We start from the raw sequence: 13,133 nt of genomic DNA, 5'->3' as shown, positions 1-13,133 counted from the left end.
CGTCGCTGATCGAGACCTCACAGCTGGATGGGCAGGTGGCGGGGTCCGCGGAGCATGGCGTTCTGGCGGTAGGGCGGCGGGTCCTGGACCAGCTGAGCGGTGGCGAGGCGGGGGAGCAGCGCCCCGAGTGCGGTGTAGGCCTCGATACGGGCGAGGGGGGCGCCGAAGCACACATGGATACCGCTGCCGAACCCGAAGTGCTGGTTGTCCGCGCGGGTGGGGTCGAACCGGTCGGGATCGGGGAACCGCCTGGGGTCACGGTTGCCCGAGCCGAATACCAGGATGACCGACGTGCCCGCGGGGATGCGGGTGCCGGCGACCTCCATGTCGGCGTGCGGGATCCGCTCGCGCATGTGGACCGGTGGCTCGTAGCGCAGCAGTTCCTCCACCGCTCGCGGCAGCAGTTCGGGTTCGCGCCGCAGGCGGTCCTGCTGCTCGGGCTGGCGCAGGAGGGTGAGCACGCCGTTGGTGATGAGGTTGACCGTGGTCTCGTGTCCGGCGATGAGGAGCAGTACGGCGGTCTCCGCGAGTTCCTCCTGGGTCAGCCGCAGGGCGGGATCGAGCTCGTTGGCGAAGGCGGAGAGCATGTCGTCGCCCGGCTTGCCACGGCGCTGCTCGGCGAGGTTCACCAGGTAGCCGCCCATCTCGATGCGAGCCTGGTCGCCGGCCTTGTCGGTGTCGGTGGTGTCCTGGTCGGGCCTGACGTCGGCGGATGCGACGATCGCGTCGGACCACGCCCGGAAGAGCGGCTCGTCCTCGTGCGGTACGCCGAGCAGGCGGCAGATCACGGCGACGGGCAGCGGGTAGGCGAAGTCGTCGACGAGGTCGATCTGCCGGCCCGCCTCGAAGGTCTCCGTCAGCTCCTCGGTGATCCGGCCGATCTCGCCGCGCATGCTGTCGACCCGGCGGGGGCTGTGCGGCGGGCCGAACGGCCGCATGGTCAGCGTGCGCAGCCGGTGGTGCTCGGGGTCGTCGAGCCGCAGGAACGGCGGCTTGTGGGTCATTTCGCCACGGGTACGGGGATCGGCACTCATGCGTGGGTCGTGGAGCAGCGCGGCGATCTGGTGGTAGCCGCCGATCAGACAGTTGCCGCCGGCCTGCCACACGACGGGACCGGCCTCGCGCAGTTCGGCGTACAGCGGGTAGGGGTTGGGGCGACTGGCGTAGTCGGTGATCCGTGCCAGAAGGGTGTCGGAGTCCATGTCGGCTCCTCGTGGTGGGGCAGGACGTGAGCCGGGCGGTGGGGTCAGACCACCGTCAGCCGGCGGTCGGGCAGGTGACCGGTGAGGGCGACGGTCGGGCCGTGGGACAGTCCCGAGGGATCGGGTACGGCGGAGGGGATCGTGATGTCGGCCGCGATCGCGCGGTCCGCCGCGCCGGGCGGGGGCGGGAACGGAGCGGCCGTCTCGATCAGGTGCCGGTAGTAGTCGAGCGACTTGGCCATGTCGACGGTGACCGCGGCGGTGACCCGTCCCTGGTAGCCGTAGACCATCGCCAGCCGGCGCGCCTCCAGGGAACCCTGGGCGATGACGATGTGGTCGGAGTAGGTGGGCACACCGACCGACTTGATGTTGAGCCCGAACTGCGTCGACCAGAACGTCGGGATGCTCAGGTGCGGGCGCTGCAGCGCCCCTGGGCTGACCATGTTGTGGGCCGCCACCTCGGCCTGCTCGACCGCGTTGCCCCAGTGCTCCAGGGAGAGCATCTGGTAGCCGAACAGCGGGTGTGGGAAGCGGGAGACGTCGCCGGCCACGAAGATGTCGTCGGTGACGATCCCGTACATGGTGAAGGCGCGGCACCCGGCGTCGCAGGCGATCCCGCGCGGGCCCGCCGCCAGCCCGGAGTCGGCCAGCCACTCGACGTTGCGGAGGGCACCCAGCGCCACGACGCACACGTCGGCGTGGACGCGGCTGCCGTCGGACAGCTCCGCGCCGGTGAACGCGCCGTTCCCGGTCAGGGCGGTGACGGTCACGCCGGTGCGCAGGTCCACGCCGTGGTTGCGCTGCATCACGGCCGCGAGCTTCGACAGCGTGGCACCGAGCGCGCCCACCAGGGGTGCGGGGCCGCGTTCGGCGACCGTGACCTGCAGCCCCATCTCCCTGCAGGCCGAGGCGATCTCCGAGCCGGTGAAACCACCGCCGATCACCAGCACCCGCTCCGGTCCCGCGGCCAGCCGCTCGGCCAGCCCCGCGCCGTCCTCGCGGGTGCGCAGCGTGAACACCCCGTCCAGGGCGGCTTCGTCCGGGTCGGGCCAGGGACGCGCGCGGGTCCCGGTGGCGATGAGCAGCCGGTCGTACGGCAGGGATTCCCCGTCCTCCAGCAGCACCTGTTTCGCCAGCAGATCCACACCTGTCGCGCGTACGCCGAAGCGCCACTCGGCGTCCGGGTCCCGGCGCAGCGGCAGCTCGGTGGTGTACGCCGTCGCCTGGCCGAGAAGCACCTGCTTGGACAGCGGAGGCCGGTCGTACGGCGCATGGGGTTCGTCCCCGACCACGGTCAGCTCACCGGTGAAGCCCTCCTCGCGCAGCGCCTCCGCGGCCCTCAGCCCGGCCAGTGACGCGCCGACGACGACGATCCGGCCTTCTTTCAGGTCAGAGGGCACGGCTGGTCACCTCTTCCCCGAGGAGGATGGCCTGCACCGGGCACGCCGCCGCGGCCTCGCGAACCCGTGCGACCTGGTCGTCCGGTACGGCGGTGGCGTACAGCAGCCCTTCCTCCCCGTGCAGCGCGAACACCTCGGGTGCGTGGAACACGCACTGTGCGTAGCCCTGGCAACGCGTGAGGTCGACAACGGTCCGCATCGTCACCACTTCCTCCGTTGTCCCACCCCCCTCACCTCCAGCATGAGCCGGGTGCCGGAGGCTCGCACGGTGACCGCGCGAGGGGCCCCGCCGGTCAACCGTCACCTCCAGGGGGCGGTCGTGGCCGGAAGGCACGCTGATGAGGGCGAGGTGCGTGAACGCCCGCGGGAACGCGCACAGTTGCAGGCCCGACCGCTGATCTCCGTGGTGCGCAGGGTGAATTCCCCTGCCTGCGCGGGCAACTCCCTTGGTGCCCGGGCTCATCAGGGGAGATCGGGTACTCCCGGAACGGCCTGGCGGCGCCAGGCCGAGGGGCTGACGCCTCGGCTGCGCTTGAACGCCACGCTGAAGGCGAAGGGATCGTCGTAACCCACTTCGCGGGCGACCGCGGCGACGGTCGCCTCGGTGTTGCGCAGCCGGTCAGCACCCAGGGTCATCCGCCAGCCGGTGAGGTAGGTGAGCGGGGGTTCACCGACCAGTGTGGTGAAGCGAGCGGCGAAGGCGGCGCGGGACATGCCGACCCGGGCGGCCAACCCGGCGACCGTCCAGCGATGGCCGGGAGCCTCGTGCAGCAGGCGCAGCGCGGTGCCGATCGCGGGATCGGACAGTGCCTGGTACCAGCCGGGCGCTCTGTCCGGGTCCGCACACCAGGCGCGCAGGGCCAGGACGAGCACGAGGTCCAGCGCCCGGTCGAGGACGGCGTCCTGCCCCGGTTCGTCGCGGGCCGCCTCGGTGGCGAGGAGATCGAGCGCCGCCCGGGTCGCGGGGCCGCAGGGCACGACTGCCAGGGGCGGGAGCATGCCCAGCAGGCGATCGCCCAGGTCGCCGCGGATCTCGTACGCGCCCCGGAGCATGATCGTGGCCCCGGGCAAACCGTCGCCGTAGGTACGGGGGCCCAGGCTCCGGACACTGCCCGGCGCTTCCTGGCTGCCGTCCACGAAGTGCTTGCTCCGTCCGCGGATCACCACCTGAGGCGGGGTGGAGGGGGCGTCGGCGATCGTGTGGCGGCCCGGCCCGGTGATCAGGGCGATGTCACCCGCACCGAGGCGTACCGGGGCGGTGTCCACATCGTCGAGCCGGACGCAGGCGTGGCCGGCGAGCGTGGTCACGACCGTGAGCGGTGGAGCGTCGGCGAAGGTCAGCGACCACGGAGGACGCCGGATCAGCTGCCTGACCAACGCGTTCCTGGCACGGGCCCGGTGCAGCAGATCGCTCAGGACGTCCACACCCTCACGTTAGACGATCACAAAGGTGGTTTCGACGTTCTCCCATGGAACGTCCACACGCCCTCGGGGTTGTCTGGACGGCATGAAGAACATCCTGATTCTCGGTGGCACCGGCAAGACCGGCAGCCGCATCGCCCGGCAGCTGAAGGCAGCCGGACGGCCCGTGCGCACGGCGTCCCGCACGGGCGGCGACATCCGCTTCGACCTGGACGACCCGGCGACTTGGGAGGCCGCGCTCGACGGGGCCGGTGCCGCCTATCTCGTGGAGCCCGACCTTCGGCCGGCCACGGACCGTCAGGCGCGCGTCCCACGCTTCGTGACCGAGGCGGTGACCGCGGGCGTACGGCGGTTGGTGCTGCTGTCAGCCCCGCGCGCCGGCGAGAAGGGTCACCCGCTGCACGCCGTCGAGCAGGCCGTGCGCGGCTCCGGCGTCGACTGGGCGATCCTGCGCCCGAACTGGTTCTCGCAGAACTTCAGCGAGGGCCCCTGGCGGCCCGGCGTCCTTGCCGGAAGCCTGGCTCTGCCCACCGGTGACGGGCGTACGCCGTTCCTCGACGCCGAGGACATCGCCGAGGTCGCCGCAGCCGCGCTGACCGAAGACCGGCACAGCGGCCGGATCTACGAGCTGACGGGGCCACGGGCGATCAGCTTCGGTGAGGCGGCGCACCTCATCGCCAGGGCTACCGGGCGCAGGATCCAGCACGTCGACGTCGATCCGGACACCTTCGTCCGGCGCCAGGTCGCGGCGGGCGCCTCACCGGACGTCGCGCGCCTGTTCGCCGACATCCTCATGGCCATCGGCCGTGGCTCGGGCGCCGCGCTCTGCGACGGTGTGCAACGAGCCCTCGGCCGACCGCCCCGGCCTTTCGAGGACTTCGTCACCGAGGCGGCCGCCGCGGGCCACTGGACCTGAAGTTCCCCGGGCGCCGGCCCACGCCGGCGCTGAGCGGGGGAACGGCCCGAGACGCAGCGCGGTCAGGAGCCGGCAGCGACGCGTGGCGAGCCAGCTCGGTGGCCAGGCGTTGCATGACCGTGCGGTTGGCGCGCTGCATCGTGGCCCGGACGAGGGGTGCCAGCAGGCGTTCGGAAAGAGGGGCGCGTGTCCAGGCGTATGTGAACGAGACGAGGCTCCCCCCGGTTCGCGTCGGGCTGATGGTGTACGTGCCGTGGGCCTGGCGTCGGCCGGCCGCGCTGACGTTGTGTTCGACGAGGCGCCGTGGCGCATCCGCCTCGACCACCTCGATGGTGACGTCGGTCTTCGTGCCGGCCAGCGTGGCGGTGACCGTGGCGCACGATCCGATACCGCGGCCGGGGCCGCTGTAGCGCCAGTCGGTCAGGTAGTGGTCGGTGAACCGCTCGTGGTGAGCCATGACATCGAGGAAGTCGTAGACCTGCTCGGGCGTCTGCGGTACGTCGATCGACACGGTGACAGACTTCATGTACCACACGGTACAGACCTCATGTACCAATTGGTACACTCCTGTTGTGGTGAACACGGACGACTCCCGTCCCAAGGGCGCGATCGCCCCCGGCAGGGACGGAGACCGGCGCGCGCAACTGGTGGAGGCGGCCGTCGATCACGTGGCGGCGCACGGCATCGCGGATCTGAGCCTGCGCCGCCTGGGTGCCGCGATCGGGGTCAGTCACCGCATGCTGATCCACTACTTCGGCTCCAAGGAGCAGCTGCTGGTCGAGATCGTCCGGACGTCGGAGCGGCGTCAGCGCGATCTGTTGTCCCGGCTCCGGCTGGAGCCCGGTCTCTCGCCCGCCGATGTCGCGCGGCTGCTGTGGCGGCAGCTGACAGATCCTCGACTGGCCGGTCAGGAGCGGCTCTTCTTCGAAATCTGCGGGCACGCGCTGCGGGGCCGCCCCGAGGCGGTCCCGGTCCTCGACGGGCTCGTGACGGACTGGCTGGAGCCGCTCGTCGCCGCCGAGACGGCGGTGGGGGCGGATCCCGCCACGGCACGGAACCGTGCCAGGCTGGGTCTCGCCACCGTCCGCGGTCTGCTGCTCGACCTGCTCGCCACCGGCGACCGCGTCGGTGTCGACGCGGCGATGGAGGAGTTCCTCCGGCTGTACTACGACACGGACTGACGCGGCCGCCGGCCATGCGGATCGCAGGCGCGCGGCAGCAGGCGGTCGGCAACGACCTCTGCCGGCCGTCCGGGCCGGGAACCCGCGTCGCGGCGCATGCCGGCCGCGATCGCAACCACCTGGGTGCGGGCCGGCCGGGCCAGGCCGCATAGAGGTCGGCCGCCCAGAAACGATAAAAAGGAAATATGAGCGGAGCTTCGGGTCAAAAAGGGCGTGATGTGCCCGATGCGTCCGGAAGGACTCATCGACCCGATCGCCCCCGTCAGGTCGGAGAGGAGCGGCGGTCGGGCTCGCTGCTGAGCGTGCACAGCCTCGCCGGGCAGGTCTTCCTCCTGCAGCTGGCGGTCGTGATGCTGCTCGTCGCCGCCACCCTGGTGGCCCTCGTGGCGCAGGCGCGGCGCGACGTCATGGCGGACGCCCGGCAGCGGACGCTCACCACGGCGCAGACGTTCGCGAACGCCCCGGGGACCGCGGCGGCGCTGAAAAGCGCCCACCCGAGCGCCGTACTGCAGCCGCATGCCGAGGCTGCCCGGAAAGCCGCAGGCGTCGACGCCATCATCGTGTACGGGCTGAACGGGATCACCCTCACCCACAGCGACCCGCACCAGATCGGGAAACACGTCATCGGTCCTTACGCGCAGGCGGCGACCGGCAAGCCGTTCACGCGTACGTTCAAGGGGTCCCTGGGGCTCTCCGTGATCTCGGCGGTCCCCGTCAGGGGGCCCGACGGCTCCGTCGTCGCCATCGTCTCCGTGCCCGTCACGGTCGAGGCGGTGCGGCACCGGGTGAACCAGCAGGTGCCGGTCCTCTTCGGCGGCGCCGTCGCCGCGCTCGCCGTCGCGGCAGGCGGATCGGGCCTGGTCAGCCGACGGCTGCGGCGCCAGACCCATGGCCTCGGGGCGACCGAGATGACCCGTATGTACGAGCACCACGACGCGGTGCTGCACGCGGTGCGGGAAGGAGTGCTGATCGTCGGCGGTGACGGCCGGCTGCTGCTGGCCAACGACGAGGCACGGCGCCTGCTGAACCTGCCGACGGACGCGGAGGGGCGCCAGATCACCGAGCTCGGGCTGGAGGAGGACCTCGCCGGGCTGCTGGCCTCCGACCGGCCGGCCACCGACGAGGTGCACCTGGCGGCCGAGCGGCTGCTCGCCGTCAACAAGCGGCTCACCGCACCTCACGGACCCGCCGGCAGCGTGGTGACACTCCGGGACACCACCGAGCTGCAGGCCCTCTCCGGCCGCGCCGAGGTGGCGCGCGAACGCTTGAAGCTGCTCTACGACGCCGGGCTGCGGATCGGCACCACCCTGGATGTGCGGCGCACGGCCGAGGAAATGGCCGAAGTGGCGGTGCCCCGGTTCGCCGACGTCGTCACCGTCGAACTGCTGGAGCCGGTCCTGCGCGGGGAGGAGTCCGCCGGCGCGGGCGCCGCGCTCACCGAGTTGCGCCGCAGCGCCGTCGCCGGCCTGGCCTCGGACGATCTCCTGCACCCCGTCGGCGAGCTGATCCGGTTCGTCCCGGACCACCCCGTCGCCGTGGCGATGGCCGAGGACCGGCCGGTGCTGACCGCGGGCCTGAGCGCCTCCGACGGCTGGCGGGCCCAGCACCCCGGACGGGCCCGGCGGATCCTCGACCACGGCATCCACTCCCTGCTCGTGGTCCCCTTGCGAGCCCGGGGCGTGGTGCTGGGAGCGGTGGAGTTCTGGCGCGTGAAGGACTCCCCGCCGTTCGAGGAAGAGGACACGGCCTTCGCCGAGGAACTGGCCGCCCGGGCGGCGGTGTGCATCGACAACGCCCGCCGCTACACCCGCGAACACACCATGGCCGTCACCCTGCAGCACAGCCTGCTGCCCCGCGGGCTGCCCGAGCAGTCCGCCCTCGACGTGGCCTACCGCTACCTGCCGGCCCAGGCCGGGGTGGGCGGCGACTGGTTCGACGTGATCCCGCTGTCCGGCACCCGGGTGGCGCTGGTCGTGGGCGACGTCGTCGGTCACGGGCTGCACGCCGCGGCGACCATGGGCCGGCTGCGCACCGCCGTACACAACTTCGCCGGCCTGGACATGCCCGTGGACGAGCTGCTGGGCCGGCTGGACGAGTTGGTGGCCCAGATCGACGCCGAGGAGGCCGCCGACGCGGACGACGGACAGGCGATGATCACCGGGGCGACCTGCCAGTACGCCGTCTACGACCCCACGTCCGGGCAGCTGGTGCTCGCCACGGCCGGTCATCCGGGACCGGCGGTGGTCCGGCCCGACGGCACCGTCGACTTCCCCCGGCTGCCCGTCTCGCCGCCACTGGGGCTCGGCGCAGGCCTGCCGGTCGAGACCGCCGAGCTCACGGTGCCCGAGGGGTCCCGGCTGGTGCTCTACACCGACGGACTGATCGAGGACCGCACCCGAGACCTGGACGCCGGTCTGGAGGCCCTGCGCGATGTTCTGGCGGGACACGAACGCACCCCGGAGGCGACCTGCGCGGCGGTGATGGAAGCCATGCTGTCCGACCGGCCCAGGGATGACATCGCGTTGCTGGTGGCCCGCACGTGCCGACTCGGACCAGCGCAGATCGCCGAGTGGGACGTGCCCCGCGACCCGGCGGCGGTGGCCCCGGTGCGCTCCGCCTGCGCCCGCCGGCTGACGGAGTGGGGCCTGGAGCAGGCGGCCTTCACCGCCGAACTCATCCTCAGCGAACTGATCACCAACGCCATCCGCTACGGCTCCGAGCCCATCGCCGTCCGGCTGCTGCGCACGGTGCCGACCAGCGGCCCCGCCGCAGGAACCCTGATCTTCGAGGTCTCCGACGGCAGCAGCACCTCACCCCGGCTGCGCCGGGCGAGAGTCACCGACGAGGGAGGCCGCGGACTCTTCCTCGTCGCCCGGTTCGCCGAACGCTGGGGAACCCGTTACACCTCCACCGGCAAGGTCATCTGGGCGGAACAGTCCCTCGGCGCCCGGCCGGAGTCGGAACTCGGCGAGATCCTGCTGGGCCAATGGGACGACACGGCACTGTGAGGAGGACACGGCGGCACCGAGCCGCCGGGGCGGCCGAGTACCCTGGCCTCTACGGCCACTTCGCCGGCACGTGGGCCCGTGGCCCGCGAGAGCCACCGGAACCCAGACCGGCCACGGCGGCCCCGGGCACTCCTCCGGTGGCGAGAGGCGCCCTGTGACAGCCACACGTCCCCCGGCGACGACCTCGACCACCACGCCCTGGAGCAGCCGTGACCACACCCCGTGCCCGAGCAGCGGCCGCCCTCGGCTGCTTCGCTCTCGTGGCACTGGGCCTGAGCGCCTGCGACCACACACCGGCCGCCAAGCTCGCGAAGCCGGCGCTGGCCACCTCCGCCGAGAACGCGGGCGGCATGCGCGCGTTGATCGCCGCGGCGAAACGCGAGGGCACGCTCCGAGCGATCGCGCTACCGCGTGACTGGGCCAACTACGGCGGCCTGATCGACGGCTTCGAGAAGAAGTACGGCGTCAGGGTCACGGTCGACAATCCGCTGGGCCACAGCGAGGACGAGATCGACGCACTGCAGCAGCGGGGACACCGGCCGACGGCCCCCGACGTGATCGACGTGGGGGACACGTTCGCGCGCAACGCGGCGGCGCGGAACCTGCTCGCGCCGTACAAGGTCGCCGCCTACGACTCGATCCCCGACAACCAGAAGGACGCGAAGGCCCTCTGGTCCAACAACTACGGGGGCTACATCTCCATCGGCTGCGACGCCAACCGGGTCAAACCCTGCCCGGAGACCTTCGCCGACCTGCTGAAACCCGCGTACAGGGGCCAGGTCGCACTCGAAGGCGACCCGCGCCGGTCTGCCACCGCCTTCGCCAGCGTCTACGCGGCCGCGCTGGCGAACAACGGTTCGTTCGCGGACGTCCAGCCCGGCCTCGACTTCTTCGCCAGGCTCGACACGCGCGGCAACCTCAACCCGCTCCCCTCCAGCCTGGCCACGGTCGAGGACGGCCGGACCCCCATCAGCATCAACTGGGACTACATCAACCTGCACTACGCCGACCAGCTGCGCGGCAGGGGAGTGAACTGGCAGGTCGCGATCCCCTTCGACGGCAGCTTCGCCCAGTACTTCGCGCTGGCGATCAACAAGAACGCCCCGCACCCGGCGGCCGCCCGCCTGTGGCAGGAGTACCTCTTCAGCCCGCAGGGCCAGAACCTGCGGCTGCGCGGCTACGCCCGCCCGGTGCTCATGGACGTCATGCGGCAGGACGGCACCCTCGACAAGGCCGCCGCCGCACGGCTGCCGACGGTCGAGGGCACGCCGCAGTTCCCGACGGACGCGCAACTGGAGAAGGCGAGGAAGACCGTCGCCCAGGGCTGGGCGCAGGCCGTCCCCGGCTGACCTTCCAGCAGTCAGCTGAGCGCGTGGCGCCCGCCGTTAGACGTACGCCTGCGCTCTCGCGGCGGCCGCGGCCGCGGCGGCCGCGGCCAGGGGGTCGCGGGCCGGGCGGCCGAGGAGCTCCGCGAGGTCGGGGGCGGTACCGTGCAGGAAGCCGTGCCGGACAGCCGTGGCGATCGAGGCGAGCATCGGCGGCTGGAACGGCAGCAGTCCCGGGGTCTCCTCAAGGAGTCGGCGCCGGTACTCGCCCAGGCTGACGGTGCGGTGCGGGACCCCGAGCCGGTCGGCCACCTGCCCCGCCGTGACCGGCGTGCCGACGAGGTCGTAGACGCGTCCGCCGTGGCGTGCCGGATCTGCCGCAACGATCGCCGCGGCCTCGGCGAGGTCCTCGCGCGCGACCGCGGCCAGGGCACCGTCGCCGAACGCGGACTCCACCCCGTTGCCGGCCCACCTCAGCAGACCGCCGAAGAGTTCGGCGTACAGGCCGTTGCGCAGGATCGTCCACGGCAGTCCACTCGCCCGTACGAGGCGTTCGGTGGCGCGGTGGGCGAGCGCGAAACCGAGATGGTCGCCGGCGCCGGTCAGGCTCGTGTAGACGACGTGCCGGACGCCGTCGCGGACGGCGGCGTCCAGGACCGCCGCGTGCCGGCCGACGACCTGGTCGTCCTCGGCGTAACCGGCGGAGATCAGCACCAGAGTCGACACATCGGCAAGGTCGAGGCTCGCGGGGTCGTCGAAGTCGAGACGCCGCGTCCCCTCGTCCGGGGTGCGGCTGCCGCCCGCCGCGACGACGCCGCGGGCGCGCAGCGCCGCAAGAGTGGCCGTGCCGAGGTTCCCGTTCGCTCCGGTCACCAAGATCATGTAAATCGCCGTCTTCCGTCGGTGGTTCTCATCGGTAACTACGCTTGATCCTTGACCGCACGCCCACCGGCCACAAGAAGGCAGTTTGATGTCACTCACGCACACCGGGGTAACCACCACCCCCGCCGACCTCGACCCCTGCGGACGTGCGGACCACCCCGACTGCGGCATCCGCGACGTCCTGGACCGCATCGGGGACAAGTGGTCGGTGCTCGTGATCGTCGAGCTCGCGAGCGGACCGCGCCGGTTCCGCGAACTGCAGCGCGCCGTCGACGGCATCTCCCAGCGCATGCTCACCCTCACCGTGCGCAGGCTCGAACGCGACGGCCTCGTCCTGCGCACCGTCTACCCGACCGTCCCGGCCCAGGTCGACTACCGCCTGACCACGACCGGGGCCGGCCTGACCCACCTGGTCAAGGCACTCGCCGACTGGTCCCTCGCCCACCGCCCCGTCATCGCCGAGGCACGACGCGCGTACGACCGGACCCACCCCGACCACGACATCCGCTGACGCGACGACCGGACGGCACGTCCCACCCAACTGACCCACCCCCCACGCGGATGCCCCGGCCGACCGCCTGCACGGCGCACCGCCCTCGGCCCCGCCGAAGTCAGCACCCGCTTCCCGCACCCTGCGAAGACCCGGCCTTCACCGGTCCCGGAAAAGTTTCGATCCCATGCAACCCGGTGCCGAGCCCCGTGCGTATAGGAGGCGATACCGCACTTCACATGGGGGGGATCTCATGCATTTGGACCGTTCGGCCGGTCGGACCGCCGGCCGTCTCGGCGCCGCCGTCGTGGCCTCTGTCGCTCTGCTGTCGGCCGTCGGCTGCTCGACGGACGCGAGTACCGGCGTCCGTGAGGCCGGCGGCGCACCGGATGCCCGGGCCTCCGCGGCGGCGGCCGCGAGGGCCAAGGGCGGGGGCGAGGTGTCCGAGGGGCGCCCGGCTCCGTCCATGCCGGAGCCCGCCGTGCTCGCGCAGGCGCGGGTGAACATAGCCGACGGGCAGACGGTCGGTGTGGGCATGCCGATATCGGTCACCTTCCCCCGGCCGGTCCCGGCCGCCGAGCGCAAGGCCGTGGAGAACTGGCTGCGTGTACAGACCTCGTCCGGCGCGACCGGCGCGTGGAGCTGGGTGAAGGACCAGAACCTCCTGGACGGGCAGCGTGTCGACTTCCGCCCCCGCCGCACCTACTGGCAGCCCGGCACCACGGTCACCCTCCGCCGCGGTTCGCACGGCGTCAGCCACTTCACCATCGGCCGGTCGCTGGTCGCCACGGTCGACGTGAGCGCGCACGAGATGACCGTCCGCACCGGCGGCACCACGCAGCGGATCCCGGTCACCACCGGGCGGCCGGGGCTGGACACCTGGAAGGGGACCATGGTCGTCATGGACAAACAGTCCGAAGTGCTCATGGACTCCCACACCGTGGGCCTTGGTGCCGAGTACCGCGGCAACTACTTCTGGGCCGTGCACCTGACGACCTCCGGGACGTACGTGCACCAGAACCCGCGGGCGAACACCGAGGCCGGACACCGTAACGTCACCCACGGCTGTGTGGGTCTCGCCACCGACGGCACCGCCAAGCGCTTCTACGACCAGGTACGGGTCGGCGACGTCGTCACGGTCACCGGGTCGAACAAGGACACCGTCGCCGCCGGGAACGGCTACGGCGACTGGAACCTGACGTGGAAGCAGTGGCTCGCGCACAGCGCCGCCGGAGAGACCACGACCGCATGACCCCGCCCGCACCGGCCGTACACGACGCGACCCGCGCCGTCAGAGAGAGCACGAC

Annotated in this window: 11 protein-coding genes and 1 pseudogene; 6 read left to right on the top strand and 6 right to left on the bottom strand. The window is 72.1% G+C overall.

Annotated features, from left to right (window positions below; all coding sequences use genetic code 11):
• Positions 1-17 precede the first annotated feature (17 nt).
• The 4 genes from IE244_RS27100 to IE244_RS27085 all read right to left on the bottom strand — a co-directional run bounded on the left by IE244_RS27100 (position 18) and on the right by IE244_RS27085 (position 4,027).
• Positions 18-1,202, bottom strand: coding sequence for a cytochrome P450 (locus IE244_RS27100; protein WP_191876190.1), 1,185 nt, complete (start codon positions 1,200-1,202; stop codon positions 18-20).
• A 44-nt stretch (positions 1,203-1,246) separates the two neighbouring features.
• A complete protein-coding gene (locus IE244_RS27095) occupies positions 1,247-2,602 on the bottom strand; it encodes an NAD(P)/FAD-dependent oxidoreductase (protein WP_191876189.1) in 1,356 nt (451 codons plus the stop codon).
• Positions 2,592-2,801 (bottom strand): ferredoxin, encoded by a 210-nt coding sequence (locus tag IE244_RS27090; protein WP_191876188.1) that lies wholly within the window; start codon positions 2,799-2,801, stop codon positions 2,592-2,594. The genes IE244_RS27095 and IE244_RS27090 overlap by 11 nt, the downstream gene beginning before the upstream one ends.
• A 263-nt stretch (positions 2,802-3,064) precedes the next feature.
• Positions 3,065-4,027, bottom strand: coding sequence for an AraC family transcriptional regulator (locus tag IE244_RS27085; RefSeq protein ID WP_191876187.1), 963 nt, complete (start codon positions 4,025-4,027; stop codon positions 3,065-3,067).
• Positions 4,028-4,109: 82 nt separating this feature from the next.
• On the opposite strand from IE244_RS27085, the gene IE244_RS27080 reads away from it, so the two are divergent.
• Positions 4,110-4,940, top strand: a complete 831-nt coding sequence (locus IE244_RS27080; protein WP_191876186.1) for an NAD(P)H-binding protein — start codon at positions 4,110-4,112, stop codon at positions 4,938-4,940.
• 76 nt (positions 4,941-5,016) lie between these two features.
• Here the strand turns inward: IE244_RS27080 and IE244_RS27075 are convergent.
• A pseudogene (locus IE244_RS27075) lies at positions 5,017-5,466 on the bottom strand (SRPBCC family protein); the annotation flags it as partial.
• A 46-nt stretch (positions 5,467-5,512) separates the two neighbouring features.
• Between IE244_RS27075 and IE244_RS27070 the strand changes: the two are divergent.
• From IE244_RS27070 to IE244_RS27060, 3 genes are all read left to right on the top strand, one after another.
• Positions 5,513-6,121 (top strand): TetR/AcrR family transcriptional regulator, encoded by a 609-nt coding sequence (locus tag IE244_RS27070; RefSeq protein WP_229854349.1) that lies wholly within the window; start codon positions 5,513-5,515, stop codon positions 6,119-6,121.
• Positions 6,122-6,306: 185 nt separating this feature from the next.
• Positions 6,307-9,129, top strand: coding sequence for a SpoIIE family protein phosphatase (locus IE244_RS27065; protein ID WP_191876183.1), 2,823 nt, complete (start codon positions 6,307-6,309; stop codon positions 9,127-9,129).
• 209 nt (positions 9,130-9,338) lie between these two features.
• Positions 9,339-10,478 carry an ABC transporter substrate-binding protein gene (locus IE244_RS27060; protein ID WP_373305777.1) on the top strand — a complete coding sequence of 380 codons (1,140 nt, stop codon included), beginning with the start codon at positions 9,339-9,341 and terminating at the stop codon, positions 10,476-10,478.
• A 36-nt stretch (positions 10,479-10,514) separates the two neighbouring features.
• Here the strand turns inward: IE244_RS27060 and IE244_RS27055 are convergent, their stop codons facing one another.
• Positions 10,515-11,336 (bottom strand): NAD(P)H-binding protein, encoded by an 822-nt coding sequence (locus tag IE244_RS27055; RefSeq protein ID WP_191876182.1) that lies wholly within the window; start codon positions 11,334-11,336, stop codon positions 10,515-10,517.
• An 88-nt stretch (positions 11,337-11,424) separates the two neighbouring features.
• Between IE244_RS27055 and IE244_RS27050 the strand changes: the two genes are divergently transcribed.
• Together IE244_RS27050 and IE244_RS27045 are read left to right on the top strand one after the other, a co-directional pair.
• Positions 11,425-11,847, top strand: a complete 423-nt coding sequence (locus IE244_RS27050; RefSeq protein ID WP_191876181.1) for a winged helix-turn-helix transcriptional regulator — start codon at positions 11,425-11,427, stop codon at positions 11,845-11,847.
• A gap of 232 nt (positions 11,848-12,079) precedes the next feature.
• Positions 12,080-13,078: a L,D-transpeptidase gene (locus IE244_RS27045; RefSeq protein ID WP_191876180.1), complete on the top strand. Its 999-nt coding sequence runs from the start codon at positions 12,080-12,082 to the stop codon at positions 13,076-13,078.
• Positions 13,079-13,133: the final 55 nt, after the last annotated feature.

It is taken from the genome of Streptomyces filipinensis (assembly GCF_014649495.1).
Lineage (GTDB): Bacteria > Actinomycetota > Actinomycetes > Streptomycetales > Streptomycetaceae > Streptomyces > Streptomyces filipinensis.
The sequence above is the reverse complement of the archived record's forward strand: the minus strand, read 5'-3'. Positions and strand labels throughout refer to the sequence as shown.